This is a genomic window from Pseudomonas sp. R37(2017), from assembly GCF_002113375.1.
Classification (GTDB): Bacteria; Pseudomonadota; Gammaproteobacteria; order Pseudomonadales; family Pseudomonadaceae; genus Aquipseudomonas.
The window spans coordinates 97,208-123,225 of sequence record NZ_NEHO01000006.1; the positions used below are offsets into that span (position 1 = coordinate 97,208).

Here is a 26,018-nt window from a genome sequence, read left to right on the forward strand (position 1 = left end):
GGACAGGAAAAAGACGGGGGTGAATGCGCAGTATCGGCCGGGCCACAATCCCTGTGGGAGCGGGTGCCCGCTTGCGGCTTGCTCCGGGCGGCGATCCGACGATGACGGAGTGTCAGTCGCCATCAATGCAAACTGATTAGCCCTCATCGCGAGCAGGCTCGCTCCTACAGGGTTTTGCGCTCGCGCAAGTATAAAACAGCCCCTGAATTCAGGGGCTGTTTTTAATGCGGATTGGCCACCGTCAACATCTGGCCAGGCTTCAGCGCCTGGCCGACACGCGGGTTCCAGCGCTTGAGGTGCTGCATCTCTACGTTGAAGCGTTTGGCCACGATGTACAACGAGTCGCCTTGCTGGACCTTGTACGTGGTCTGCTGCTTTTTGGTGTTCGCTGCAATCACGGTGTCGACGCGTCCGGAACCGCGTTTGCCGTTGTCCTGCAGGACCAGGGTCTGGCCGGGCTTGATGTTCTTGCCGGACAGTTTGTTCCAGCGTTGCAGGTCCTTCACGTCAACGTTGTTGGCCTTGGCGATTGAGCCGAGGTTGTCACCCCGTTTGACCCGGTAGGAACGCTTGACGCTGGCGACCTGGGTGTCACTGGCACCTTCGAAGACCGGCTTGAGGGATTTTTTGCTGATCAGCTCTTCAGGGCGCATGGTCTGCAGGCTGCTGGTCAGCAACTGCGCCTTGGAGGTTGGCACCAGCAGGTGTTGCGGGCCGTCGATGGTCGTGCGCTGCTTGAAGGCCGGGTTCAACTGGAACAGTTCGTCTTCGTCGATGTTGGCCACTTCGGCGACCTTGGACAGGTCCATGCGCTGGTTGATTTCGACGACCTGGAAATAGGGTTCGTTGGCGATCGGGTTGAGGTTCACGCCGTAGGCTTCCGGCGCCATCACCACTTGCGACAGTGCCAGCAACTTCGGCACATAAGCCTGGGTTTCGGCGGGCAGCGGCAGGTTCCAGTAGTCGGTCGGCAGGCCGAGGCGCTCGTTGCGCTCGATGGCCCGGCTGACGGTGCCTTCGCCGGCGTTGTAGGCCGCCAGGGCCAGCAGCCAGTCGCCGTTGAACATGTCGTGCAGGCGGGTCAGGTAATCCATTGCGGCGGTGGTCGACGCGGTGATGTCGCGACGGCCATCGTAGAAGCGGGTTTGACGCAGGTTGAAGTAACGCCCGGTGGAGGGGATGAATTGCCAAAGACCCACCGCGTCGGCCCGGGAATAGGCCATCGGGTTGTAGGCACTTTCAATCACTGGCAGCAGCGCCAGTTCCAGCGGCATGTTGCGCTCTTCAAGGCGCTCGACGATGTAGTGAATGTAGAGGCTGCCACGTTCGCCGGCGTTCTCCAGGAAGGATGGATTGCTGGCGAACCACAGGCGCTGTTGCTCGATGCGCGGGTTGACGCCCAGCCCGTCCTGCAACTGGAAGCCCTGGCGCATGCGCTCCCAGACATCCTGCGGAATTTGCGGGCTGGGTTTTTCGCTGAGCCAGATCGGCTTCTGCTTGGCGCGCGCGGCAATGTTCGCCGTGTGCGCCGCATCGGTCTGCGGCGCATGGCTGGAACAGCCCGCCAGGGTGGCGGACACAGCCACCGCGATGGCTTGAGCCAAGCGGGTCAATGCGTCTGAGCTGATGGCTTTGCGAATAGGTGACGACATTGGCTGGAAGTAAGTTCCGGGCAAAAATGTCGGGCGATTCTAGAAAGCACACCCTGTGCGGTCAACCTTTCAGAATTGTTGCAGCCTTGGGAGACCCCTTTAGAACGTGTCTTTCCAAGCGCGAAGCGCAGCAAAAACCATATCGGGCGCCGAGTTATCGGTGCCGGTCCGTTCGTCCGCTTTTTCTTTAACGGATGTTTCAGCGGAGCGCAAAAACGGGTTTGTGAGCTTTTCCAGCGCCAGTGTCGACGGCAGCGTCATGATCCCGGAATCCCGTTGCCGGGTGACTTTGTCCAGGCGCTCGGCAGTGTCCGGATTGTTGGGTTCGACGGCTGCCGCGAACTTCAGATTGCTCAAGGTGTATTCGTGGGTGCAGTAGACCAGCGTGTCTTCCGGCAACGCCGCCAGGCGTGTCAGCGAGTTGTACATTTGCTGTGGCGTGCCTTCGAACAGGCGCCCGCAGCCGGCGGCAAACAAGGTATCGCCGCAGAACAGCAGGCCGTGATGGTAGTAGGCGATATGCCCCAGGGTGTGGCCTGGGACTGCCAACACATCGAAATCCCAGCCGAGCACGCTGACCCTGTCGTTGTCCTTGAGCGCGACGTCCCGCGCCGGGATCCTTTCGCTGGCCGGACCATAGACTTTCGCGTTTGTCGCTTTCTTCAGCAACTCGACGCCGCCGACGTGGTCATGATGGTGATGAGTGATCAAAATATCACTCAGGACCCAGCCCGGATTGGCCGCGAGCCAGGCCTGTACCGGGGCGGCATCGCCCGGATCCACCACCGCGCAGCATTTGCTGCCGTGGTCTTGTAACAACCAGATGTAGTTGTCGGTGAAGGCGGGCAGGGCAGTGATCTGTATCATCGTCGGATTCGCCAAGCGGAAAACAATGGCGCATCTTAGAACTTCCTGGCGCGTTGGAGAATGCAATGACTGATAAAGCGTTCGCACAGGCTGATCCTGACTGGCTGGCATTGATCAGCGCGGCCCGCGAGTGGCTGGCTGGCCCGATCGGGCAATTTCTGCTGGACGAAGAGCGGCGCATGCTCGAAGACGAACTCGGACGGTTCTTTGGTGGCTATCTGGTGCATTACGGCCCCTCGGCCCAGACTCCACCGTCAGCGCCACAGGTGCAGCGCAATGTGCGCCTGGGCGCGCCATTGCCGGGGGTCGAGATCGTTTGTGAAGAACAGGCCTGGCCGCTGAGCGAACATGCCGCCGATGTGGTGGTATTGCAGCATGGCCTGGATTTCTGCCTGTCGCCCCACGGTTTGCTTCGCGAGGCGGCCAGCAGCGTGCGCCCCGGCGGGCATTTGCTGATCATCGGCATCAATCCCTGGAGCAGTTGGGGCCTGCGGCATGTGTTTGCCCAGGATGCGCTGCGCAAGGCGCGCTGCATTTCGCCTTCTCGGGTCGCGGACTGGCTGAACCTGCTGGGCTTCGCGCTGGAGAAACGCCGCTTCGGGTGCTATCGTCCGCCGCTTGCGTCACCGGCATGGCAGACTCGCCTGGCCGGTTGGGAGCGCAAGGCCGGTGACTGGCAACTGTCAGGCGGCGGTTTCTATTTATTGGTGGCGCGCAAGATCGTGGTGGGCCTGCGACCGGTCCGTCAGGAGCGGCGCGAGCCGATGGGCAAGTTGATTCCCTTGCCGATGGCCAAGGTCAACCGTCGCAACATCGAACCGTAATACACACTTTTCATTTGCGGCCGGGCCTGTCCCGGCTTCCGGCGTCGTCGATCAGCGATCGGCGGGCCAGCGCATTTTCTGGATGGATTGGCATGAGCGATAGCGTAGAACTGTTCACCGACGGGGCCTGCAAGGGCAATCCTGGCCCTGGCGGCTGGGGCGCACTGCTGGTGTGCAAGGGCGTCGAAAAGGAACTCTGGGGCGGCGAAGCCAATACCACCAACAACCGCATGGAACTCATGGGTGCGATCCGTGGCCTGGAACAGCTCAAGCGTCCCTGCGAGGTGCTGCTGGTGACCGACTCCCAGTACGTGATGAAAGGCATCAACGAGTGGATGGACAACTGGAAGAAGCGCGGCTGGAAAACCGCGTCGAAGGAACCGGTGAAAAACGCTGACCTGTGGAAGTTGCTCGACGAGCAGGTCAACCGCCACAAAGTGACCTGGAAATGGGTACGCGGGCACATTGGCCATCACGGCAATGAACGGGCCGACCAGTTGGCCAACCGTGGTGTCGATGAAGTGCGCGGGTCCAAACAGAGCTGATTCCGGTACTACCGATGTACCGCGCCGTGGCTTTCGCGAGCAAGCCCGCTCCCACACAGGATTCGTGTCGTCCACAATGTTGTGAACTGACGCCGATCAAATGTGGGAGCGGGCTTGCTCGCGAAAGGGGCGACACGGTGTATCTGAAACACCCCGGCGAGCGTGTTAACATCGCCGCTTTTGCACGATTGACCGATTGAGAGCTGAGCACTGATGGCCACCAGATCCGTTGTACTCGACACCGAAACCACCGGTATGCCGGTGACCGACGGCCACCGGATTATCGAAATCGGCTGTGTCGAGTTGATCGGCCGACGCCTGACGGGCCGGCACTTTCACGTATACCTGCAACCCGATCGCGAAAGTGACGAGGGTGCCATCGGCGTCCACGGCATCACCAACGAATTCCTCGTGGGCAAGCCGCGTTTCGCCGAGGTGGCCGATGAGTTCTTCGAGTTCATCAAGGGCGCGCAGCTGATCATCCATAACGCGGCGTTCGACGTTGGCTTCATCAACAACGAATTCGCCCTGATGGGGCAGCAGGATCGCGCGGACATCACGCAGCACTGCACGATCCTCGATACCCTGATGATGGCCCGGGAGCGTCACCCGGGGCAGCGCAACAGCCTCGACGCCCTGTGCAAGCGCTATGGCGTCGACAACTCCGGCCGTGAACTGCACGGCGCCTTGCTCGACTCCGAGATTCTCGCCGACGTCTACCTGACCATGACCGGGGGGCAGACCAGTCTCTCCCTGGCCGGCAATGCCTCCGATGGCTCCGGCGAAGGGGCGGACAATTCGGCCATCGAGATCCGTCGCCTGCCGGCGGACCGCCAGCCAACGCGCATCATCCGCGCCAGCGAAGACGACCTCGCCAGTCACGCAGCGCGCCTGGAAGTCATCGGTAAATCCGCCGGCGCTCCGGCGTTGTGGGTGCAACTGGCCGAGGCTGAGGCGCAGGCGTAGTGCCTGATTTTCAATGAATGCTTTATGTGGTGGTGGGGGCCCTCGTTGCCACTGGTTGGTGCGTCCCACTCGCTACATCCGCGGCAACACTCTACCCTGAGGTGATTGGCAGGCTCTGCGCTGCCGCCTCAGGGGGCTGAGCCTCATGTATAAAGATTTGAAGTTCCCGGTCCTGATTGTCCATCGCGACATCAAGGCCGACAGCGTTGCCGGTGACCGCGTGCGGGGGATTGCCCGGGAGCTGGAACAGGAAGGGTTCAGCGTCGTTTCGGCGGTGGACTACACCGAAGGGCGATTGGTGGCGTCGACGTACCACGGCCTGTCTTGCATGTTGATTGCGTCCGAAGACGCCAGCACCCATTCCCATTTGTTGCAAAACATGGCCGAACTCATCGGTCTGGCGCGAGTGCGCGCACCGGATCTGCCGATCTTTGCCCTGGGCGAAAAAGTGACCCTGGAAAACGCGCCCGCCGATGCCATGGCCGAGCTCAATCAGTTACGCGGCATTCTTTATCTGTTTGAAGACACGGTGCCTTTTCTCGCCCGACAGGTGGCCCGTGCCGCGCGCAAATACCTTGATGGCCTGTTGCCTCCGTTCTTCAAGGCCCTGGTGCAACACACGGCGGATTCCAATTACTCCTGGCACACCCCGGGTCACGGCGGTGGCGTGGCGTATCACAAAAGTCCGGTGGGACAGGCGTTTCACCAGTTTTTCGGGGAAAACACCCTGCGCTCGGATCTTTCGGTGTCAGTGCCGGAGCTTGGCTCCCTGCTCGATCACACCGGCCCCCTTGCCGAGGCCGAGGCCCGTGCGGCACGTAATTTCGGTGCGGACCACACTTTTTTCGTGATCAATGGCACGTCCACGGCCAACAAGATTGTCTGGCACTCGGTGGTCGCTCGCGACGACCTGGTGCTGGTGGATCGTAATTGCCACAAATCGGTGTTGCACTCGATCATCATGACCGGTGCTATTCCGCTGTACTTGTGTCCGGAACGCAATGAGCTGGGGATCATCGGCCCCATCCCCCTGAGCGAGTTCAGCCGCGAATCGATCCAGGCCAAGATCGACGCCAGTCCGCTGACCAAGGGGCGTTCGCCGAAGGTCAAGCTCGCTGTAGTGACCAATTCGACGTATGACGGCCTCTGCTACAACGCCGAGCTGATCAGGCAGCAACTGGGCAATAGCGTTGAGGTACTGCACTTCGACGAGGCCTGGTATGCCTATGCGGCGTTTCATGAGTTTTTTGCCGGGCGCTACGGCATGGGCACGTCCCGTGATGAAGGCAGCCCGCTGGTGTTTACCACTCACTCCACCCACAAGTTGCTGGCGGCTTTCAGTCAGGCGTCGATGATTCATGTGCGCGATGGCGGCGCCAGGCAACTGGACCGGGATCGCTTCAACGAAGCATTCATGATGCACATCTCGACCTCGCCGCAGTACGGCATCATCGCCTCGCTGGATGTGGCATCGGCGATGATGGAAGGGCCGGCCGGGCGTTCACTGTTGCAGGAAATGTTCGACGAAGCCCTGAGTTTTCGTCGGGCGCTGGCCAACTTGCGCCAGCACATCGCTGCAGATGACTGGTGGTTTTCGATCTGGCAACCGCCTTCTGCGGAAGGTATCGAGCGGGTCGTCACCGAGGACTGGTTGCTGCAACCCGATGCCGACTGGCATGGCTTTGGCGGCGTGACCGACGACTATGTGTTGCTCGACCCGATCAAGGTCACACTGGTGATGCCGGGGCTGACTGCCGGTGGGGCCCTCAGCGAGCGCGGGATTCCGGCGGCCGTGGTCAGCAAGTTCCTTTGGGAGCGCGGCCTGGTGGTCGAGAAGACGGGGCTGTATTCGTTCCTGGTGTTGTTCTCCATGGGCATCACCAAGGGCAAATGGAGCACGCTGCTCACCGAATTGCTGGAGTTCAAGCGCAGTTATGACGCCAACGTCAGTCTGGCCAGTTGCCTGCCCTGTGTGGCGCAGGAAAATGTCGCGCGCTATCAGGGCATGGGCCTGCGCGATCTGTGCGATCAGTTGCATGCCTGCTATCGCAGCAATGCCACGGCCAGGCATCTCAAGCGCATGTACACCGTACTGCCTGAAGTCGCAATGAAGCCGGCGGACGCCTATGATCAATTGGTGCGGGGCGAAGTCGAGGCGGTATCGATCGATGCGCTGGACGGGCGGATCGCCGCGGTGATGCTGGTGCCGTATCCACCGGGCATTCCGTTGATCATGCCGGGCGAGCGTTTTACCGAGTCGACCCGCTCGATCATCGATTACCTGGCATTTGCCCGTACGTTCGATAGCAGTTTCCCGGGTTTCGTTGCTGATGTGCACGGATTGCAACACGAAGATCAGGGCAATGGGCGGTGCTACACCGTCGATTGCATCAAGGAGTGAGGACTATTCCCAGTATGCAGCCGGTTATAAATCCGAATTATCCAGGGTTATCGGTACGGGTTGCCGATGAAGGTTTTGCCGCCTACATCTGCGACAGTGATTTCAGTTTTGAAGTCGCGGCCTACGGTGCGGCCGAGATCGGCAAGCCGGTAGCACAGTGGCCGGTGACCCCGATCACGCCCTATCGCAAGTGCTACGGTATCGACCCCGAAGAGTTCAGCAGCTTTCGCAATGCCGCCGACAGCGCGGTTTTCATGGCCTATCTGGACGACCAGCCGGTGGGGCACCTGGTGGTCAGTACCAATTGGAATGGTTTTGCCCATATCGACGAACTGGCGGTGCATGCACCGGCGCGACGGCATGGCGTGGCCAGGGCCCTGCTGGATGTGGCGCAATTCTGGAGCCGCAAGAAAAAACTCCCGGGCATCATGCTTGAAACCCAGAACAACAACCTGGGGGCCTGCCGGCTTTATGAGCGCTGTGGTTACGTGATTGGCGGGATCGACCACCTGCGCTATCGCGGCATCGACCCGAATACCGCCGAAGTGGCGCTGTTCTGGTATCGAATCTTCGAAAATCCGCTGGAGAGCCCGCTCAGTTCGTCTGCATCGCCGCGGCTTGTTCCCTGACGATCGCCAGCAGGGCCTGGACCGCCGGAGACGGTTCGGCGTTTTTAAGGGACAAGGCGTAGAGGTTGATCGGGACGGCGGGTGCCAGCGGGCAGGCGTCCAGTCCCGAGGCCTTGGCGCCGAGGGCGGTGAAGGGGTCGACGATGGCCAGGCCTTCTCCGGCCTCGACCATGCTGCGCATCATCTGATGCGTCTGGACCCGGGTCTGAATCACCGGGGCAGGGCGCAAGCCGTGCAGTTTGGTTTCCAGCGCCGGGCTCAGCGGGTCGTGGCCCTCCAGGCCGATCATCGATTGACCGGCCAGATCCTGCAGTGAAATGTATTTCTGTTTCGGTTGCAGCCAGCCATGGGGCGCGAGCAAATGAAGTTTGCCCTGGGCAATCACCTGGCAATCGAGGTCGGTGTGATCGGGGTCGTGCAGGCTCAGCCCCAGATCGCTGTCACGCAGCAACAGGCTTCTGACGATGTCGCGGGTCGGCTGGCTCAGCAGTGTGCAAGGCACGTCGGGCAGGCGGCGGCGCAGGGCCGCGATGCTGTGTGGCAACAATTGATTGGCCAGGGGCGGGGTGCAGATGATGCGCAGCGGCGGCGCCAGGTATTGCCTGAGGCTGTTGGCCAGGCGCTGTACCGGTTCGAGTGCATCGTAGACCCGGGCAATTTCCACTTGCAGTTCCCGCGCTTCGCGGGTGGCCTGCAAGCGTCCGCGTACGCTGGCGAACAGCATGAAACCCAACTGATCCTCGGCGTCGCGCAGCAAATGCTCGACTTCGGTCACCGGCAACTGCAGCCATTCGGCGGCGGTGCCCAGGTGACCGGTCTGCAACAGCGCCTGGATCACTTCGATATGGCGTAAGCGCATGCGTGAAGTCCATGTTCAGCAGGTGGAGGAGTCAGTGGCTGAATCCTACCCCAAGTCCGCGCATATGACTTCTGCTCATAACGACGGGTTATGAAACGGCGGCGGTTTGCGGTTCGCGGGTCAGGGTAACGCCGGTTGGCACCAACAGAAATTCATTGTCGTCGACCTTGTTGACACGGTCGCCAATGGCCAGTCTGTAGGTGGTGACAGGCCCTGAACCGTCTGCCGCCGGGGTGGACTCCTGGAACTCGTGAACCGAATAAATACGGCCTTGCGCATCTCTTGCATGGAACTGACCGACGAGTACTGCTGCCATCTGCTTAGAACCTCTGGAGATAAATCACTCAATTTGCGGTTCTGTAGACCGTGGTTGGGTGGGGGAAGTTTTCCTGCAGGAAAAAAATAGTCAGGGAAGGCGTTTTCAATCACCCGCTGCTTGAATCGTCATCTATAACTACAAGCTCTTCATATCGGACAGTCGAGACATTCCCATGAGCAACGTCTATACGGTCGCCGTCGTGGTTGGCAGCTTGAGAAAGGAATCGATCAACCGCAAGGTCGCGCGGGCCCTGGCAGAACTGGCGCCGGCCAATCTCAAGCTCGACATCGTCGAGATCGGCGATCTGCCGCTCTATAACGAAGACATCGATGGTGCATCGCCGCCGGCCGCCTACAGCAGGTTCCGGCAACAGGTCAGTTCATCCGACGCGGTGTTGTTCGTGACTCCGGAATACAACCGGTCGGTGCCGGCGCCGATGAAAAACGCGATTGACGTCGGCTCTCGCCCTTATGGCAAGAGTTCGTGGAACGGTAAGCCGGGAGCCATTATCAGTGCTTCGCCGGGAGCCATCGGCGGTTTTGGTGCCAACCATCACCTGCGTCAATCCATGGTGTTTCTCAATGTCCCGCTGATGCAGCAACCGGAGGCTTATCTGGGGGGCGCCGGTTCGGCGTTCGACGAGGCGGGCAAACTGTCCGAGTCGGTCAAGCCGTTCCTGCAAAGCTTCATCAATGCCTATGGGCAATGGGTCGAACAGCACAAGAAAGTCTAATTTTCATTGGCCAGCGCTTTGTCCGGCGAAGCGCTGCATAACCGGCATTTCAGGCTGTGTTGGTCCCCTTCGCGAGCAGGCTCGCTCCCACAGGGGGCCTCGGTGGATACAAGGCTTGTGTTCAACTGAGGCTTGAATGTGGGAGCGAGCCTGCTCGCGAAGGGGCCGGTTCAGCCAACGCAAAACTCAGGCATTGCCCGGTACATTCGGCCAGAGATCCGCCACCAGAAACAAGCGCTCGGCTTCTTCCCAGTCGCCATGGGCATTTTCCGTCAGGCGCACCAGCAGTTGTGCTGGTGCCAGCGGGTCCAGGTCATTGAGCCATGCCTGCATCTGTCCTGGGTTCCAGGTCTGCTCCGCCGAATAGTGCGCCGGCGCCAGCCAGGCATGGCGTGGCAGGGGTTGCCAGCGACCGGGCGCGCTCTGGGCTACCAACGCCGGCCAATCCTTTTGATGCAGCCAGCGCCCGCGCAAATGCTGCGGATGGGCACCCGACGGCGAGGCGGCCTGCCCAGGCCACGGATACAACAAGTAGCCACCCAGCCACAAATGCGCGCTGAACACGTGGATATCCAGCGCCGCCAGCACTTCACGGCTCTCGGGGCGCGCGGAAATCGGCAACTGGTGCAGGCTCAGGTGCGCCAGTTTGCGGTCGAGTCGGTCGTGGCACCCCGGACCCAGCCACTGGGCGGTGTCATGCCCGTCGCCGGTTTGCGGGCCGAGGTACAGCTTGATCGCCAGCTCCAGATGATGCACGCCATCGCGGTCGCGCAGCAGCATGTCCAGCTCACCCAGGGTGTGGCCCTCGCGGCGAATCGGCATGTTGGCGGCAATCAGTTCAATGCCCGGTGCATGCTGCACGGCGAATTGCCAGAGGCGCTCGTAGTACAAACCCAGGCGCCGGGTCCGGGCCTGGGCCAGCCAGTGCAACAAGCCATAACTGTCTCGGTCCAACTGGTGCAGCCAATGCTCCAGCCGTTGTGGTTCCTGCACCCAGTCGCTGCCGGCCAGCGGGTGGCGCTGCGGCCACGGGGTATTGCCCAGCATGGGTGGCGCGAGGATGACCCACGCCAGGTCACGCACTTCGGGGTGGCGTAACTGATGGGGCAGGTGAAGCAAATCCGGAAATAGCATCATCTTGCGAGCATAGCCCGAAACTCGGGCACACCCTTGAAGCTGAAAGGATTTTGTCTACGGGCGGGTTTCGCCCATAATCGTGTTTTTCGCCGCCACACAGATCCCCGCAGGAGCCCCATGGAGCAATTTCGCAATATCGGCATCATCGGTCGCCTGGGCAGTTCCCAGGTGCTGGATACCGTCCGCCGACTGAAACGGTTTCTGCTCGATCGTCACCTGCACGTGATCCTCGAAGACACCATCGCCGAAGTGCTGCCAGGGCACGGCCTGCAAACCTCGTCGCGCAAGATGCTCGGCGAAGTCTGCGACATGGTCATCGTGGTCGGTGGTGACGGCAGTCTGCTCGGTGCCGCCCGGGCGCTGGCCAAGCACAATATTCCGGTGCTCGGCATCAACCGAGGCAGCCTGGGTTTCCTCACCGATATCCGCCCCGACGAACTGGAAACCAAGGTCGCCGAAGTGCTCGATGGCCACTATCTGGTGGAAAACCGCTTTCTCCTGCAAGCCGAAGTCCGCCGCCATGGCGAGGCCATCGGCCAGGGCGATGCCTTGAACGATGTGGTGCTGCACCCCGGCAAATCCACGCGAATGATCGAATTCGAGCTGTACATCGATGGCCAGTTCGTTTGCAGCCAGAAGGCCGACGGCCTGATCGTCGCGACGCCGACCGGCTCCACCGCCTACGCGCTGTCTGCCGGCGGGCCGATCATGCATCCCAAGCTCGACGCTATTGTGATTGTGCCGATGTACCCCCATACCTTGTCGGGCAGGCCGATTGTGGTCGATGGCAACAGTGAGCTGAAAATCGTCGTGTCCAAGGATATGCAGATTTACCCGCAAGTCTCGTGTGACGGGCAGAACCACTTCACCTGTGCGCCCGGCGACACCATTACCGTGAGCAAGAAAGCCCAGAAACTGCGGCTGATTCACCCGCTGGACCACAACTACTATGAAGTCTGCCGGACCAAGCTCGGCTGGGGCAGCAAGTTGGGGGGTGGAGGCGACTGATGCTCGATCCCGCGCGTAGCTACGACCTGATCGGTGACGTGCACGGTTGCGCTCTGACCCTGGAGCACTTGCTCGACCGACTTGGTTATCACAAACAGGCTGGTGTCTGGCGCCATGCCTCGCGCATGGCGGTGTTCGTCGGCGATATCATCGACCGCGGCCCACGGATTCGCGAGGCACTGCACATCGTCCACGACATGGTCGAGGCCGGTCAGGCGCTGTGCATCATGGGCAATCACGAGTTCAATGCACTGGGCTGGAGCACGCCGGCACTGCCCGGCAGCGGCAAGCAGTTCGTTCGCGAGCACACGCCGCGCCATGCCCGCCTGCTGCACGAAACCCTGACTCAGTTCGAACGCCATCCGGCTGACTGGCACGACTTCCAGCAATGGTTCTATGAGTTACCGTTGTTCGTCGATGCCGGGCGTTTTCGCGTGGTCCATGCCTGTTGGGATGCCGGGCTGATCGAGCCGCTGCGGGCGCTGTTCCCCGACGGTTGCATCGACGAGCCTTTTCTTCAGGCGTCGGCGCAATCGGGTTCGTTTGCCTGCACCGTGTTCGACCGGTTGCTGCGCGGCACGGACATGCGCTTGCCCCATGGCCTGACCATGACCAGCGGCGATGGCCTGGTGCGTTCGTTCTTCCGCACCAAGTTCTGGGAGGACGATCCGAAAACCTACGGGGACATCGTGTTCCAGCCCGATGCGCTACCGGAGCCCGTGGCCCAGACGCCACTGACTTCCACCGAAAAGAACAGTTTGCTGCGTTATGGCATCGAAGAACCGCTGTTGTTCGTCGGTCATTACTGGCGCAGCGGCAAACCGGCACCGATTCGGCCGAACCTGGCCTGCCTGGATTACAGCGCGGTGCTGTACGGCAAACTGGTTGCCTATCGCCTGGACCAGGAAGCCCGCCTGGATCCGAATAAATTCGTCTGGGTCGATGTCGAGCGGCCGGAGGTGCTGCAATGAGTGCTGTAGCGGTATTGCGTCTGCCTTTGGCGGTTGACTTGAGCGGGTTCGTCAAGCTGCTCAAACGCATGCAGGTGCCCCATCGCGTCAGTGAAGAGGCTGGCGAGCAGGTGCTGTGGGTGCCGCAGAACATCAGCGAAGATGTGCGTGCGCTGTACGAACGTTTTCCGGCGGGCGACCCCGATCAGCAACTGGACATCCCGCCGGTGCAAACCGTCAAGCGTCCGGGCTTCGTCGAGCAGTTGAAATACGCCAGGGCCACTGCGCTGGTATTGTTGCTGAGCATCATCGTCGGTGCGCTCACGCTGCTGGGCGACAACCTTGAAACGATGCGCTGGCTGACCTTCCTCGAATTCCGCGTAGTCGGCGAATACATCCACTTCACGCCGCTGGCCGACAGCCTGGCGGCGGGGCAGTGGTGGCGCCTGTTTACGCCGATGCTGATCCACTTCGGCATCCTGCACCTGGCGATGAACGGCATGTGGTACTGGGAATTGGGGCGGCGCATCGAGTCGCGCCAGGGCAGTATCAACCTGATCGGCCTGACCCTGCTGTTCAGCCTGGTGTCCAACTACGCCCAATACTATTTCAGCGGCCCGACCCTGTTCGGCGGGTTGTCCGGCGTGCTGTACGGCCTGCTCGGGCATTGCTGGATCTTCCAGTTGCTGGCGCCGAACCCGGCTTATCGCCTGCCCCGTGGCGTACTGGTGATGATGCTGGTGTGGTTGCTGCTGTGCCTGTCCGGGCTGGTCTCGATGATCGGCTTCGGCGAGATCGCCAACGCAGCCCACGTCAGCGGGTTACTCATCGGATGCTTCAGCGGTTTGTTGGGCGGTTTGTATAACCACCGTAAACTGGCCGCCTAATTCAGAACATGCAATAAAGAGACGGAGACCCAATGTCCTCTTTTAACGAAATGATCAAGAACATCACCCCCGATATCTACCAGAGCCTGAAACTGGCGGTGGAAATCGGCAAATGGTCCGACGGTGGCAAGCTCACCGCCGAACAACGGGAACTGTCGTTGCAGGCGATGATCGCCTGGGAAATCCAGAATCTGCCCGAGGAAGAGCGTACTGGCTACATGGGGCCGCAGGAGTGCGCCTCCAAGTCGATTGAAGTGCCCAACATCCTGTTCAAGTCGGATGCCATCCATTGATCGAGATTGGTCGCGGTGCAATCAGCAAAATGTCGGCGCGCCTTGACGGGTCGAACGTGCAATACGCTTTCCGTCTGGGCGAAACCGAAGTCCCGGTCAATCCGTTGATCGGCACCACGGTTCGCCTGGAATACCTGGGTGCGATTCACTGCATCCATTGCGGTCGCAAGACCAAGACCAGTTTCAGCCAGGGCTACTGCTACCCGTGCATGACCAGACTGGCCCAGTGCGACGTGTGCATCATGAGCCCGGAGCGCTGCCACTTCGAGGCCGGCACTTGCCGCGAGCCTGAATGGGGCGAGAAGTTCTGCATGACCGATCATGTGGTGTACCTGGCCAACTCGTCGGGGGTGAAGGTCGGGATTACCCGAGCCACCCAATTGCCGACCCGCTGGCTCGACCAGGGTGCGAGCCAGGCCTTGCCGATCATGCGTGTATCGACCCGGCAGCAGTCCGGTTTCGTCGAGGATCTGTTTCGCAGCCAGGTGGCCGACAAGACCAACTGGCGTGCCTTGCTCAAGGGCGATGCGGCGGCAGTGAACCTGGCCGAGGTTCGCGATCAACTGTTCGACAGCTGCGCCGAAGGTTTGCAAGGGTTGCAGCAACGCTTCGGCTTGCAGGCGATCCAGGCGCTTACCGATGTCGAACCGCTGGAAATCCGCTACCCGGTCGAGCGGTATCCGGCGAAAATCGTCAGCTTCAACCTGGACAAGAACCCGATTGCCGAAGGCACGCTGATGGGGGTCAAGGGCCAATACCTGATCTTCGACACCGGCGTGATCAACATTCGTAAATACACGGCTTACCAGCTCGCCGTGCATCAGTAAGGACTCCAGCATGCGCACCGAACAACCGAAGATGATTTACCTGAAGGACTATCAGGCGCCCGAGTACCTGATCGACGAAACACACCTGACCTTCGAGTTGTACGAGGACCACAGCCTGGTCCATGCGCAACTGGTGATGCGCCGCAACCCCGAGCGAGGCCCGGGCCTGCCGCCGCTGGTGCTGGATGGCCAGCAGTTGGAACTGCTGTCGGTGACGCTGGCCGATCAGGCGCTTTCCGCTGCGCAGTACCAGCTGACCGAGAATCACCTGACCCTGCACCCGACCAGCACCACCTTCACGGTCGACACCAGCGTCAGGATTCACCCGGAAACCAACACCGCGCTGGAAGGCCTGTACAAGTCCGGCACAATGTTCTGCACCCAATGCGAAGCCGAAGGCTTCCGCAAGATTACCTATTACCTCGACCGCCCGGACGTGATGAGCACGTTTACGACCACGGTGGTCGCCGAGCAGCACAGCTATCCGGTGCTGCTGTCCAACGGCAACCCGATTGCCTCTGGTCCTGGGGAAGACGGCCGACACTGGGCGACCTGGGAAGACCCGTTCAAGAAGCCGGCCTATCTGTTTGCGCTGGTGGCCGGTGACCTGTGGTGCGTCGAAGACAGCTTCACCACCCTGAGCGAGCGCAACGTGGCGCTGCGCATTTACGTCGAGCCGGAAAACATCGACAAGTGCCAGCACGCCATGAACAGCCTGAAGAAATCCATGCGCTGGGACGAAGAGGTCTACGGTCGCGAGTACGACCTCGACATCTTCATGATCGTTGCCGTGAACGATTTCAACATGGGCGCCATGGAGAACAAGGGTCTCAACATCTTCAACTCCAGCGCCGTACTGGCCAGGGCGGAAACCGCCACCGACGCCGCGCACCAGCGGGTCGAGGCGATCGTCGCCCACGAATACTTCCACAACTGGTCGGGCAACCGCGTGACTTGCCGCGACTGGTTCCAGCTGTCGCTCAAGGAAGGCTTCACCGTATTCCGCGATGCCGGTTTCTCCTCGGACATGAACTCGGCGACGGTCAAGCGCATCCAGGACGTCGCGTACCTGCGCACGCACCAATTCGCCGAAGATGCAGGTCCCATGGCCCACGCCGTGCGCCCGGACAGCTTCATCGAGATTTCCAACTTCTACACCCTGACCGTGTATGAAAAGGGCTCGGAAGTGGTCGGCATGATCCACACCTTGCTCGGTGCCGAAGGTTTCCGCAAAGGCAGCGACCTGTACTTCGAGCGCCACGACGGCCAGGCCGTGACTTGCGATGACTTCATCAAGGCCATGGAAGACGCCAATGGCGTTGACCTGACCCAGTTCAAGCGCTGGTACAGCCAGGCTGGCACACCGCGCCTGGCGGTGAGCGAGTCGTACGACGCCGCGGCGAAAACCTACAGCCTGACCTTCCGCCAGAGCTGCCCGGAAACCCCGGACAAGGTGCAGAAACTGCCGTTCGTGATCCCGGTCGAACTGGGGCTGCTGGATTCCAAAGGGGCGGCGATTGCCCTGCGTCTGTCCGGTGAAGCCTCGGCGCAAGGCGTCTCGCGGGTCGTTTCCGTGACCGAAGCCGAGCAGACCTTCACCTTCGTCGACATCGCCGAACAACCGCTGCCGTCGTTGCTGCGTGGCTTCTCGGCACCGGTGAAACTGAGCTTCCCGTACAACCGCGACCAGTTGATGTTCCTGATGCAGCACGACAGCGACGGCTTCAACCGCTGGGATGCTGGTCAGCAACTGTCGGTGCAGGTGCTGCAAGAGCTGATTGCCCAACAGCAGAAGGGCGAGGCGTTGGTACTCGATCAGCGTCTGGTATCGGCATTGCGCACGGTGCTGTCGGATGAGTCGCTGGACCAGGCGATGGTCGCCGAAATGCTCTCGCTGCCAAGCGAGGCGTACCTGACCGAAATCAGCGAAGTGGCGGATGTCGATGCCATTCACACCGCCCGCGAGTTTGCCCGCAAGCAACTGGCTGACGCGTTGTTCGACGGCCTGTGGTTGCGTTATCAGGCCAATCGCGACCTGTCCAAACAAACGCCATATGTGGCTGAAGCCGAACATTTTGCTCGCCGTGCGTTGCAGAACATCGCGTTGTCGTACCTGATGCTCAGCGGCAAGCCGGAAGTTCTGGCGGCAACCCTGGAGCAGTTCGATGCATGCGACAACATGACCGAGCGCCTGACCGCGCTCGCCGTGCTGGTCAATTCACCGTTCGAAGCCGAGAAGGCCAAGGCACTGGCCAGCTTCGCCGAGCACTTCAAGGACAACCCGCTGGTCATGGACCAGTGGTTCAGCGTCCAGGCCGGCAGTGTGCTGCCGGGTGGGCTGGCGCGGGTGAAGGCGTTGATGCAGCACCCCGCGTTCAACATCAAGAACCCGAACAAGGTGCGGGCACTGATTGGTGCGTTTGCCGGGCAGAACCTGATCAACTTCCATGCCGCCGATGGTTCCGGGTATCGCTTCCTGGCCGATCTGGTGATCGAGTTGAATGGCTTCAATCCGCAGATCGCTTCTCGCCAGTTGGCGCCTTTGACTCGCTGGCGCAAGTACGACAGCGCTCGTCAGGCTTTGATGAAAGGGGAGCTGGAGCGGATTCGGGCTTCGGGGCAGTTGTCCAGTGATGTGTTTGAGGTGGTCAGCAAGAGTTTGGCTTGATCCTGGCTTTTGAACTTGGCGGCCTTCGGGCCGGCCAGGTCGTTTGGGGATTGAGTACATATCCGTTTTTGCGGTAACGGCGGCTGGCGGTTTCGCCTTTACGGTCCCTCGCTCAGAGGGGACGCGACCCTGCCTCTGCGCTGCTCTTCTGTAGGAGCGAGCATGCTCGCGAAAAACACCAGCACAACGCGGGCATTCAGGCAGCAAGCGTTATCGTTGACGTCCCTCGCGAGCATGCTCGCTCCTACAGGGAAACGAGCCTCGCAGGCCGAGCACTGGCGAGGGTGCACGTTTGAAAAAAGGGACTCGCTTTAAGAGCGAATCCGTCAGCCGCGGTTACCGTAGCAACGGATCTGTACACCAAACACGTAATCACCCCACCTGATACCCAACCATCCAGAACAAGCCCCCCATCGCCCCTCCGGTTAACAAAACATAACGTGGCGTCGATTGTCAGACATTAAAAAACACCGATAGGATAGGCCAGCTTCCGAAGGGGCTCTGGATTGCGGGTTTCAGGACTATGCTCTGGAACAGCCGGTCCAGACACGCACCCTTGCGGCGCCCAGCAAGGTTTAACGACCTAACAATAATAATGGGGGAAGGTCTATGAGTGAGCCTGTCATGGGTGTGGGTATCTGCCGCCCGCCGGCATTGCGCAAATTCGCGTTGCTGGCCACAGCGCTCTCGCTGTTGGGCTCTGCCATGCTGTCGGCACCTGCGTTGGCCGCGGCGGCGCCAGCATCCGACGTTGTTTATTCCATTGAATCTGCCAAGGCTTCCAAAAGCCTGATGCTCGATGTCGTCCACGCCGGCAAGCGCCTGGTGGCGGTCGGGGATCGTGGGCACATCCTGTATTCCGATGACCAGGGCGCTACCTGGACCCAGGCCAAGGTGCCGACCCGGGCCTTGCTGACGTCGGTGTTTTTCGTCGACGACAAGCACGGCTGGGCAGTTGGTCATGACGCACAGATCCTCGCCAGCGAGGACGGCGGCAGCACCTGGGCCAAACAGTTCGAAGACCTGAAACGCGAATCGCCGCTGCTCGATGTCTGGTTCAAGGACGTCGACACGGGCTTTGCCGTGGGCGCCTATGGCTCGCTGATGGAAACCAGCGACGGCGGCAAGCACTGGGAAGATGCCAGCGACCGCCTCGATAACGAAGACCAGTACCACCTGAACGCGATTGCCGCGGTCAAGGACGCCGGGCTGTTCGTTGTCGGCGAGCAGGGCAGCATGTTCCGCTCCGCCGACTGGGGCCAGACCTGGGAAAAACTCGAAGGTCCGTACGAAGGCTCGCTGTTTGGCGTGATCGGCACGGCACAGCCCAATACGCTGCTGGCCTACGGTCTGCGCGGCAACCTCTATCGTTCCACCGACTTCGGCAGTACCTGGGAGCAGGTCGAGCTCAAGGCTGAACGTGGCGACCTGGAGTTCGGCTTGTCCGGTGGCACGCTGCTCGACGATGGTTCGATCGTGATCGTCGGCAACGGCGGTTCGGTGATCCGCAGCAGCGACAATGGCGAAACCTTCAAGGTGGTCAACCGTCCGGACCGTATTTCGGTCTCGGCGGTGACGGCGGCAGGCAATGGCAATCTGGTTCTGGCCGGGCAGGGTGGCGTTCGCGTCACCTCGTCGAGCGGCACTGAGCTTGGCAAATAAAAGCGGGCAAATGAGCCGGGTCAATAATAAGAAGGCGGGGCTATGACTTCCTTGAGTACTCATCACCAGGACAAGGCGACGTTCCTCGAGCGCCTGATCTTCAACAACCGCCCGGCAGTGATCACGATCTGCCTGCTGGTCAGTATCTTCCTGTTCTGGCAGGCGACGCTGATTCGTCCGTCCACCAGTTTCGAAAAAATGATCCCGCTGGAGCATCCCTTCATCCAGAAGATGATGGAGCACCGCAACGATCTGGCGAACCTGGGCAACACCGTGCGGATCTCGGTGGAAGCCACCGATGGCGACATATTCTCCAAGGAGTACATGGAGACCCTGCGCCAGATCAACGACGAAGTGTTCTACATCTCCGGTGTCGACCGTTCCGGCCTCAAGTCGCTGTGGAGCCCGAGCGTGCGCTGGACCGAAGTGACGGAAGAGGGCTTCGCCGGCGGTGAGGTGATCCCGCAAAGCTACAACGGCTCCCAGGCCAGCCTCGATTTGCTGCGCAACAACGTGCTCAAGTCCGGTCAGGTCGGGCGCCTGGTGTCCAACGACTTCAAGTCGAGCATCGTCGATATCCCATTGCTGGAGTCCTACCCGGACCCGCAAGACCAGGGCAAGCTGCTGGCGCTGGACTATCGCCAGTTCTCCCACGAGCTTGAAGACAAGATCCGCACCAAGTTCGAAACACAGAACCCGAATGTGAAAATCCACATCGTCGGATTCGCCAAGAAAGTCGGTGACCTGATCGACGGCCTGGTGATGGTGGTGATGTTCTTCGGCATTGCCTTTGTCATCACCCTGATCCTCCTGCTGTGGTTCACCAACTGCCTGCGCAGTACCGTCGCGGTGTTGAGCACGACGCTGGTGGCGGTGATCTGGCAACTGGGCTTGATGCACTTCTTCGGTTTCGGGCTCGATCCTTACTCGATGCTGGTACCGTTCCTGATCTTCGCCATCGGTATTTCCCACGGTGTGCAGAAAATCAACGGGATCGCCCTGCAATCGAGCGAGGCGGACAACGCCTTGACGGCGGCGCGTCGCACTTTCCGTCAATTGTTCCTGCCGGGGATGATCGCGATCCTCGCCGATGCCGTGGGTTTCATCACGCTGCTGATCATTGATATCGGCGTGATTCGTGAGCTGGCCATCGGTGCGTCCATCGGTGTGGCGGTGATCGTGTTCACCAACCTGATCCTGCTGCCAGTGGCGATTTCCTATGTCGGCATCAGCAAGCGTGCCGTGGCCCGCAGCAAGAAAGATGCAACCCGTGAACATCCGTTCTGGCGCCTGCTGGCGAACTTCGCCAGCGCCAAGGTTGCACCGGTTTCCATTCTGCTGGCGCTGATCGCCTTTGGCGGCGGCCTCTGGTACAGCCAGAACCTGAAGATCGGCGACCTCGACCAGGGTGCCCCGGAGCTGCGTCCGGACTCGCGCTACAACAAGGACAACAACTTCATCATCAACAACTACTCGACCAGTTCCGATGTGCTGGTGGTGATGGTCAAGACCAGGTCCGAGGGGTGCTCGCGCTACGAAGCCATGGCGCCGATCGACGAGTTGATGTGGAAGATGCAGAACACCGAGGGCGTGCAGTCGGCGATATCCCTGGTGACGGTGTCCAAGCAAATGATCAAGGGCATGAACGAGGGCAACCTGAAATGGGAAACCCTGTCGCGTAACCCTGATGTGCTGAACAACTCCATCGCCCGCGCTGACGGCCTGTACAACAACAGCTGCTCCCTGGCGCCGGTGCTGGTGTTCCTCAACGATCACAAGGCCGAGACCCTGGATCGCGCGGCGCATGCGGTGCAGGAGTTCGCCAGGGAAAACAACAAGGAAGGCCTGGAGTTCATCCTCGCTGCCGGTAACGCCGGGATCGAAGCCGCCACCAACGAAGTGATCAAGAAGTCCGAGCTGACCATCCTGATCCTGGTGTACATCTGCGTCGCGGTGATGTGCATGATCACCTTCCGCTCGTGGGCGGCGACCTTGTGCATCGTGCTGCCGCTGGTGCTGACATCGGTACTTGGCAACGCCCTGATGGCCTTCATGGGCATTGGCGTGAAAGTGGCGACCCTGCCGGTCGTGGCACTTGGCGTGGGGATTGGCGTGGACTACGGCATCTACATCTACAGTCGTCTGGAAAGCTTCCTGCGTGCCGGCCTGCCGCTGCAAGAGGCGTACTACCAGACCCTGAAGTCCACCGGCAAGGCGGTACTGTTTACCGGTCTGTGCCTGGCCATCGGTGTGTGCACCTGGATCTTCTCGGCCATCAAGTTCCAGGCCGACATGGGGCTGATGCTGACCTTCATGCTGTTGTGGAACATGTTCGGTGCGCTGTGGCTGTTGCCGGCACTGGCACGGTTCCTGATCAAGCCGGAGAAGTTGGCGGGGCAGAAGGGCAATTCGTTGTTCGCCCACTGATAGACCGCTAGAACAACAAAGCCGCAACTCGGGTTGCGGCTTTTTTTATACCTCGAATTTCACTCCAACCCTTTGTGGGAGCGAGCCTGCTCGCGAAAGCGGAGTGTCAGTCGACAGGGATTTGGCTGGCAGACCGCATTCGCGAGCAGGCTCGCTCCCACATGGGGTGTTCAAAGGTCAGGAAGGATCGCTGCCCAGCACCACATTCAGCGCACTGCGCGCATCATCGAGTTGCACCAGGGTCGCATGTCGTGCGCCCAGGGCGTCGCGGTTTTCGATGGCGGTCAGGATCGCCTTGTGCCGGGGCAGCGCCAGTTCGTGCAGGTTCGGCCGCTGGTTCGAGTGCTTCAAGGCTTCGGCGATGGCCACCGAGAGCATGTTGCACAGGTTGGCGAGCAAATCGTTGTGCGTTGCATCGGCAATGCGACTGTGGAAATCCAGGTCCGGCTGCAATAGCGCCTCCGGCGTCGGGGCGGCTTCCATGCGCTGGTAGGCTTCACCAATGGAGGCAATATCCGCCTCAGTGGCGAATTGCGCGGCGAGGGCGGCTGCGGCCGGTTCGATGATGCTGCGTACGCTGGTCAGCAGGTCGAAAAACTGATTCTGCGGACTGCTTTGCATCAACCAGTGCAGCACGTCCGGGTCGAGCATGTGCCAGTCCTTTCGCGGCTTGACCACAGTGCCGACCCGCGGACGGGAGTACACCAGGCCCTTGGCAACCAGTACCCGGGTGGCTTCGCGCAGCACCGGCCGGCTGACCGCATATTCTTCGCACAACAGCGCTTCGGCAGGCAGTTTGTCGTCTGGCAGGAAGCGTCCCGAGACGATCTGCATGCCCAGTTCCTGGACGATGCGCGAGTGCATGCTTTTGCGGTCGGAGGGTTTGCGGTAATCCATGGGAAACGACGCGATCCTGTGCGAATAGGTGTCGCGCATGATAGCAGGCGCGACACAATCTTGAGGCAGGTGCAAAACAATTGTGGGAGCGGGCTTGCTCGCGAAGGCGGAGTGTCAGTCAACATGGATGTTGAATGCCAGGCCGCCTTCGCGAGCAAGCTCGCTCCCACAGTGATTTACGGTGTGAGTCAGTGAGAATGGCGCGGCACTTCAGCTCCACGGCAGCCGACCAGGAAGTCGAAGTCGCAACCCTGGTCCGCTTGCAATACATGGTCGATGTACAACTGGCGATAACCCCCCGCCAACAATGGTCGGGGTGGCTGCAGGTCGGCCATGCGCGCCGCCAGTTCGGCGTCCGGGATGTCCAGGTGCAAGCGGCCGCTGGCACAATCGAGTTCGATCCAGTCACCTTCTTTCACGGCCGCCAACGGCCCGCCGGCGGCGGCTTCAGGGGCGACGTGCAGGACAACGGTGCCGTAGGCCGTTCCGCTCATGCGCGCATCGGAAATGCGCACCATGTCGGTCACGCCCTGGGCCAGCAGTTTGGCCGGCAGGCCCATGTTGCCGACTTCGGCCATGCCTGGATAACCCTTCGGCCCGCAGTTTTTCATCACCAGGATCGAGTTGGCATCCACATCCAGTTCCGGGTCGTTGATCCGGGCCTTGTACATGTCGAAGTTCTCGAACACCACCGCACGGCCGCGATGTTGCATCAACTCAGGTGTAGCGGCGGAAGGCTTGAGCACCGCCCCCAGTGGTGCCAGGTTGCCGCGTAACACGCAGATACCGCCATCGGCGCGGATCGGGTTGTCGAGGGTACGGATCACCTCGTCCTCGCCATAGATCGGCGCGTCCCTGGTGTTCTCGCCGATGGACTTGCCGTTGACGGTCAGGGCGTTCGGGTTCGGGATCAGGTCGGCTTCACCGAGGCGGCGCAGCACCGCCGGCAAGCCGCCGGCGTAATAGAACTCTTCCATCAGGAAGCGCCCCGACGGTTGCAGGTCGACAATGGTCGGCATGCCGCGACCGATGCGGGTCCAGTCATCCAGGTCCAGCTCCACGCCAATGCGCCCGGCGATGGCTTTCAGGTGGATCACCGCGTTGGTCGAGCCGCCGATGGCGGCGTTGACGCGAATGGCGTTTTCGAAGGCTTCCCTGGTGAGGATCTTCGACAGCTTCAGGTCTTCACGCACCATCTCCACGGCGCGCATGCCGGACATGTGTGCCAGCACATAGCGGCGCGCGTCCACGGCCGGGATCGCCGCGTTGTGGGGCAGGGAAGTGCCGAGCGCTTCAGCCATGCAGGCCATGGTCGAGGCGGTGCCCATGGTGTTGCAGGTACCGGCCGAGCGGGACATGCCGCCCTCGGCCGCGAGGAAGTCATCGATGCTGATGGTGCCGGCCTTGACCTGCTCGCTGAGCTGCCAGACCACGGTGCCGGAGCCGATGTCCTTGCCCTTGTGCTTGCCGTTGAGCATCGGCCCGCCGGTGACGACGATCGCCGGAACATCGCAACTGGCGGCGCCCATCAGAAGCGCGGGAGTGGTTTTGTCGCAACCGGTCAGCAGCACCACGCCATCGATCGGGTTGCCGCGAATGGCTTCTTCAACGTCCATGCTCGCCAGGTTGCGGGTGAGCATGGCGGTAGGGCGCAGGTTCGACTCGCCGTTGGAGAACACCGGAAACTCTACCGGGAAGCCGCCAGCCTCGATCACGCCGCGTTTGACGTGCTCGGCAATCTGGCGGAAATGCGCGTTGCACGGGGTCAGTTCCGACCAGGTGTTGCAAATGCCGATGATCGGCTTGCCATGGAACTGGTGGTCGGCGATGCCCTGATTCTTCATCCAGCTGCGGTACATGAAACCGTTCTTGTCGGCGGTGCCAAACCATTGGGCGGAGCGCAGGGTGGGTTTCTTATCAGACATGATCGATTCTCTTATTGTATGACTATTTTGTTCGAGGTGAGGCGTAACATAAGCGCAAATTGCAACGTTTGGAAGTGTTGCTGGATAAATAGTATTACTATATAGTCGGCTCAAACGGAGGGATGGCCCTAGCGAAAGTTTCGCGAGAGGCGGCCCCCGAGGTTCCATAACAACAACAATCGGAGACCGATCTCATGAGCCAGGAACTGCGGCTTATCCGTCGCATCACGCTGAAACTGATTCCCTTCCTGATCCTGCTGTACCTGATTGCCTACGTGGACCGTTCCGCGGTGGGCTTCGCCAAATTGCACATGGGCGCAGACATCGGCCTGGGCGATGCCGCCTACGGTCTCGGTGCCGGGCTGTTCTTCATTGGCTACTTCCTGCTGGAAATCCCCAGCAACCTGATGCTCGACCGCTTCGGCGCACGGCGCTGGTTCGCACGGATCATGATCACCTGGGGCGCCATCACCATCGGCATGGCCTTCGTCCAGGGGCCGAACAGCTTCTATGTCATGCGCTTTTTGCTCGGCGCCGCCGAGGCCGGGTTCTTCCCGGGCGTTCTGTACTACATCACCCAATGGTTCCCGGTGCGCCATCGCGGCAAGATCCTCGGGCTGTTCATCCTGTCCCAACCCATCGCGATGATGGTCACCGGCCCGGTGTCCGGTGGCTTGCTGGGCATGGACGGCGTGTTGGGGCTGCACGGCTGGCAGTGGCTGTTCATTGTCATTGGCAGTCCGGCGATCCTGCTGACCTGGCCGGTACTGCGCTGGTTGCCAGACGGTCCGCAACAGGTGAAGTGGATGGACCAGGCGGAAAAGGACTGGCTCAGTGGCGAGCTGAAAAAGGATCTGGACGCCTATGGCCAGACCCGTCATGGCAATCCGTTGCACGCCCTCAAGGACAAGCGTGTCCTGCTGCTGGCGCTGTTCTACCTGCCTGTGACCCTGAGCATCTACGGCCTGGGTTTGTGGCTGCCGACCTTGATCAAACAGTTCGGCGGCAGCGACCTGGTGACCGGTTTTGTCTCAGCGGTGCCGTACATCTTCGGGATCATCGGCCTGCTGATCATTCCACGCAGTTCCGACCGATTGAATGACCGCTACGGCCACCTCGCCGTGCTTTACGTGCTGGGTGCGATTGGCCTGTTTCTCAGCGCCTGGCTGTCGGTACCGCTGCTGCAACTGGCGGCGCTGTGCCTGGTGGCGTTCGCACTGTTTTCCTGCACGGCGGTGTTCTGGACCTTGCCGGGCCGCTTCTTTGCCGGCGCCAGTGCGGCGGCGGGGATCGCCTTGATCAACTCGGTGGGCAACCTCGGTGGCTACCTCGGCCCGTTCGTGATCGGCGCACTCAAGGAATACACCGGCAACCTGGCTTCGGGGTTGTACTTCCTGTCTTGCGTGATGGTGTTCGGGCTGATTCTGACTGGCGTCGTCTATCGCCTGCTGGAGCGCAAGCACGTGTTGCCGGCAAATGAGTTTGCGGCGAGTGCGCGTGGGGTGTCCCGTACCTGAATCCAAGGGTCACCCCGGATCAACT

General features: G+C 60.8%; 21 protein-coding genes and 1 pseudogene. 15 read left to right on the forward strand and 7 right to left on the reverse strand.

From position 1 onward, the window contains the following. Window positions 1–221 precede the first annotated feature (221 nt). Together CAG47_RS12440 and gloB are read right to left on the reverse strand one after the other, a co-directional pair. Window positions 222–1,652: a LysM peptidoglycan-binding domain-containing protein gene (locus CAG47_RS12440; protein WP_085725151.1), complete on the reverse strand. Its 1,431-nt coding sequence runs from the start codon at window positions 1,650–1,652 to the stop codon at window positions 222–224. Between the two features lie 99 nt (window positions 1,653–1,751). Further along, complete coding sequence (gene gloB, locus CAG47_RS12445) at window positions 1,752–2,519, reverse strand: hydroxyacylglutathione hydrolase (RefSeq protein ID WP_085725152.1); 768 nt, start codon at window positions 2,517–2,519, stop codon at window positions 1,752–1,754. A gap of 65 nt (window positions 2,520–2,584) precedes the next feature. Between gloB and CAG47_RS12450 the strand changes: the two genes are divergently transcribed. The 5 genes from CAG47_RS12450 (at window position 2,585) to CAG47_RS12470 (ending at window position 7,884) form a co-directional block, all read left to right on the forward strand. Further along, window positions 2,585–3,343 (forward strand): class I SAM-dependent methyltransferase, encoded by a 759-nt coding sequence (locus CAG47_RS12450; RefSeq protein WP_085725153.1) that lies wholly within the window; start codon window positions 2,585–2,587, stop codon window positions 3,341–3,343. Between the two features lie 92 nt (window positions 3,344–3,435). Beyond that, window positions 3,436–3,888: a ribonuclease HI gene (gene rnhA, locus CAG47_RS12455; protein WP_085725154.1), complete on the forward strand. Its 453-nt coding sequence runs from the start codon at window positions 3,436–3,438 to the stop codon at window positions 3,886–3,888. Window positions 3,889–4,101: 213 nt separating this feature from the next. Beyond that, on the forward strand, window positions 4,102–4,854 hold the full coding sequence (gene dnaQ, locus CAG47_RS12460) for a DNA polymerase III subunit epsilon (RefSeq protein ID WP_085725155.1): 753 nt from the start codon (window positions 4,102–4,104) through the stop codon (window positions 4,852–4,854). Window positions 4,855–4,999: 145 nt separating this feature from the next. Beyond that, window positions 5,000–7,255, forward strand: coding sequence for an Orn/Lys/Arg decarboxylase N-terminal domain-containing protein (locus CAG47_RS12465; RefSeq protein WP_085725156.1), 2,256 nt, complete (start codon window positions 5,000–5,002; stop codon window positions 7,253–7,255). A 14-nt stretch (window positions 7,256–7,269) separates the two neighbouring features. Continuing rightward, entirely contained in the window at window positions 7,270–7,884 is a 615-nt protein-coding gene (locus CAG47_RS12470) for a GNAT family N-acetyltransferase (RefSeq protein ID WP_085725157.1), read from the forward strand. Here the strand turns inward: CAG47_RS12470 and CAG47_RS12475 are convergent. Continuing rightward, on the reverse strand, window positions 7,850–8,743 hold the full coding sequence (locus CAG47_RS12475) for a LysR substrate-binding domain-containing protein (protein WP_085725158.1): 894 nt from the start codon (window positions 8,741–8,743) through the stop codon (window positions 7,850–7,852). The genes CAG47_RS12470 and CAG47_RS12475 overlap by 35 nt on opposite strands. 88 nt (window positions 8,744–8,831) lie before the next feature. Continuing rightward, window positions 8,832–9,059: a hypothetical protein gene (locus tag CAG47_RS12480; protein WP_085725159.1), complete on the reverse strand. Its 228-nt coding sequence runs from the start codon at window positions 9,057–9,059 to the stop codon at window positions 8,832–8,834. A 175-nt stretch (window positions 9,060–9,234) separates the two neighbouring features. On the opposite strand from CAG47_RS12480, the gene CAG47_RS12485 reads away from it, so the two are divergent. Then, the gene (locus tag CAG47_RS12485; protein ID WP_085725160.1) at window positions 9,235–9,795 is read left to right on the forward strand and encodes an NADPH-dependent FMN reductase; all 561 of its coding nucleotides are present in this window, start codon (window positions 9,235–9,237) and stop codon (window positions 9,793–9,795) included. Window positions 9,796–9,981: 186 nt separating this feature from the next. Here CAG47_RS12485 and CAG47_RS12490 read toward each other — a convergent pair whose 3' ends face one another. Beyond that, window positions 9,982–10,932, reverse strand: coding sequence for a DUF1853 family protein (locus tag CAG47_RS12490; RefSeq protein WP_085725161.1), 951 nt, complete (start codon window positions 10,930–10,932; stop codon window positions 9,982–9,984). Window positions 10,933–11,049: 117 nt separating this feature from the next. On the opposite strand from CAG47_RS12490, the gene CAG47_RS12495 reads away from it, so the two are divergent. The 8 genes and pseudogenes from CAG47_RS12495 (at window position 11,050) to CAG47_RS12530 (ending at window position 21,654) form a co-directional block, all read left to right on the forward strand. After that, the gene (locus CAG47_RS12495; protein ID WP_008016128.1) at window positions 11,050–11,940 is read left to right on the forward strand and encodes an NAD(+) kinase; all 891 of its coding nucleotides are present in this window, start codon (window positions 11,050–11,052) and stop codon (window positions 11,938–11,940) included. After that, window positions 11,940–12,911, forward strand: coding sequence for a metallophosphoesterase (locus CAG47_RS12500; protein WP_085725162.1), 972 nt, complete (start codon window positions 11,940–11,942; stop codon window positions 12,909–12,911). The genes CAG47_RS12495 and CAG47_RS12500 overlap by 1 nt, the downstream gene beginning before the upstream one ends. Continuing rightward, the gene (locus tag CAG47_RS12505; protein ID WP_085725163.1) at window positions 12,908–13,777 is read left to right on the forward strand and encodes a rhomboid family intramembrane serine protease; all 870 of its coding nucleotides are present in this window, start codon (window positions 12,908–12,910) and stop codon (window positions 13,775–13,777) included. Before CAG47_RS12500 ends, CAG47_RS12505 begins: the two co-directional genes overlap by 4 nt. Before the next feature lie 32 nt (window positions 13,778–13,809). Then, entirely contained in the window at window positions 13,810–14,070 is a 261-nt protein-coding gene (locus tag CAG47_RS12510) for a YeaC family protein (protein ID WP_019579318.1), read from the forward strand. A gap of 170 nt (window positions 14,071–14,240) precedes the next feature. Next, window positions 14,241–14,897, forward strand: a pseudogene (locus CAG47_RS12515) (DUF2797 domain-containing protein); the annotation flags it as partial. A gap of 10 nt (window positions 14,898–14,907) precedes the next feature. Next, window positions 14,908–17,565 carry an aminopeptidase N gene (gene pepN, locus CAG47_RS12520; RefSeq protein WP_085725165.1) on the forward strand — a complete coding sequence of 886 codons (2,658 nt, stop codon included), beginning with the start codon at window positions 14,908–14,910 and terminating at the stop codon, window positions 17,563–17,565. A gap of 609 nt (window positions 17,566–18,174) precedes the next feature. After that, window positions 18,175–19,227: a YCF48-related protein gene (locus tag CAG47_RS12525; protein ID WP_085725166.1), complete on the forward strand. Its 1,053-nt coding sequence runs from the start codon at window positions 18,175–18,177 to the stop codon at window positions 19,225–19,227. Window positions 19,228–19,269: 42 nt separating this feature from the next. After that, window positions 19,270–21,654 carry an RND family transporter gene (locus tag CAG47_RS12530; protein ID WP_085725167.1) on the forward strand — a complete coding sequence of 795 codons (2,385 nt, stop codon included), beginning with the start codon at window positions 19,270–19,272 and terminating at the stop codon, window positions 21,652–21,654. Window positions 21,655–21,831: 177 nt separating this feature from the next. Here the strand turns inward: CAG47_RS12530 and CAG47_RS12535 are convergent, their stop codons facing one another. Both CAG47_RS12535 and CAG47_RS12540 read right to left on the reverse strand, forming a co-directional pair. Next, window positions 21,832–22,551 (reverse strand): FadR/GntR family transcriptional regulator, encoded by a 720-nt coding sequence (locus tag CAG47_RS12535; protein ID WP_156385876.1) that lies wholly within the window; start codon window positions 22,549–22,551, stop codon window positions 21,832–21,834. Window positions 22,552–22,739: 188 nt separating this feature from the next. Next, window positions 22,740–24,476 carry an IlvD/Edd family dehydratase gene (locus CAG47_RS12540; RefSeq protein WP_085725169.1) on the reverse strand — a complete coding sequence of 579 codons (1,737 nt, stop codon included), beginning with the start codon at window positions 24,474–24,476 and terminating at the stop codon, window positions 22,740–22,742. 194 nt (window positions 24,477–24,670) lie between these two features. Between CAG47_RS12540 and CAG47_RS12545 the strand changes: the two genes are divergently transcribed. Continuing rightward, window positions 24,671–25,993, forward strand: coding sequence for an MFS transporter (locus CAG47_RS12545; RefSeq protein WP_085725170.1), 1,323 nt, complete (start codon window positions 24,671–24,673; stop codon window positions 25,991–25,993). Window positions 25,994–26,018 lie beyond the last annotated feature (25 nt).

What these genes read in the sequence shown, in the direction of transcription:
- CAG47_RS12530 (WP_085725167.1), top strand. Translation starts at nt 19,270, where the DNA reads ATGACTTCCTTGAGTACTCATCACCAGGACAAGGCGACGTTCCTCGAG.
- CAG47_RS12490 (WP_085725161.1), bottom strand. Translation starts at nt 10,932, where the DNA reads ATGATGCTATTTCCGGATTTGCTTCACCTGCCCCATCAGTTACGCCAC.
- CAG47_RS12500 (WP_085725162.1), top strand. Translation starts at nt 11,940, where the DNA reads ATGCTCGATCCCGCGCGTAGCTACGACCTGATCGGTGACGTGCACGGT.
- CAG47_RS12440 (WP_085725151.1), bottom strand. Translation starts at nt 1,652, where the DNA reads ATGTCGTCACCTATTCGCAAAGCCATCAGCTCAGACGCATTGACCCGC.
- CAG47_RS12525 (WP_085725166.1), top strand. Translation starts at nt 18,175, where the DNA reads ATGAGTGAGCCTGTCATGGGTGTGGGTATCTGCCGCCCGCCGGCATTG.
- CAG47_RS12475 (WP_085725158.1), bottom strand. Translation starts at nt 8,743, where the DNA reads ATGCGCTTACGCCATATCGAAGTGATCCAGGCGCTGTTGCAGACCGGT.
- CAG47_RS12465 (WP_085725156.1), top strand. Translation starts at nt 5,000, where the DNA reads ATGTATAAAGATTTGAAGTTCCCGGTCCTGATTGTCCATCGCGACATC.
- CAG47_RS12505 (WP_085725163.1), top strand. Translation starts at nt 12,908, where the DNA reads ATGAGTGCTGTAGCGGTATTGCGTCTGCCTTTGGCGGTTGACTTGAGC.
- CAG47_RS12535 (WP_156385876.1), bottom strand. Translation starts at nt 22,551, where the DNA reads ATGGATTACCGCAAACCCTCCGACCGCAAAAGCATGCACTCGCGCATC.
- rnhA (WP_085725154.1), top strand. Translation starts at nt 3,436, where the DNA reads ATGAGCGATAGCGTAGAACTGTTCACCGACGGGGCCTGCAAGGGCAAT.
- pepN (WP_085725165.1), top strand. Translation starts at nt 14,908, where the DNA reads ATGCGCACCGAACAACCGAAGATGATTTACCTGAAGGACTATCAGGCG.
- CAG47_RS12450 (WP_085725153.1), top strand. Translation starts at nt 2,585, where the DNA reads ATGACTGATAAAGCGTTCGCACAGGCTGATCCTGACTGGCTGGCATTG.
- CAG47_RS12540 (WP_085725169.1), bottom strand. Translation starts at nt 24,476, where the DNA reads ATGTCTGATAAGAAACCCACCCTGCGCTCCGCCCAATGGTTTGGCACC.
- dnaQ (WP_085725155.1), top strand. Translation starts at nt 4,102, where the DNA reads ATGGCCACCAGATCCGTTGTACTCGACACCGAAACCACCGGTATGCCG.
- CAG47_RS12485 (WP_085725160.1), top strand. Translation starts at nt 9,235, where the DNA reads ATGAGCAACGTCTATACGGTCGCCGTCGTGGTTGGCAGCTTGAGAAAG.
- CAG47_RS12510 (WP_019579318.1), top strand. Translation starts at nt 13,810, where the DNA reads ATGTCCTCTTTTAACGAAATGATCAAGAACATCACCCCCGATATCTAC.
- CAG47_RS12480 (WP_085725159.1), bottom strand. Translation starts at nt 9,059, where the DNA reads ATGGCAGCAGTACTCGTCGGTCAGTTCCATGCAAGAGATGCGCAAGGC.
- CAG47_RS12470 (WP_085725157.1), top strand. Translation starts at nt 7,270, where the DNA reads ATGCAGCCGGTTATAAATCCGAATTATCCAGGGTTATCGGTACGGGTT.
- CAG47_RS12545 (WP_085725170.1), top strand. Translation starts at nt 24,671, where the DNA reads ATGAGCCAGGAACTGCGGCTTATCCGTCGCATCACGCTGAAACTGATT.
- CAG47_RS12495 (WP_008016128.1), top strand. Translation starts at nt 11,050, where the DNA reads ATGGAGCAATTTCGCAATATCGGCATCATCGGTCGCCTGGGCAGTTCC.
- gloB (WP_085725152.1), bottom strand. Translation starts at nt 2,519, where the DNA reads ATGATACAGATCACTGCCCTGCCCGCCTTCACCGACAACTACATCTGG.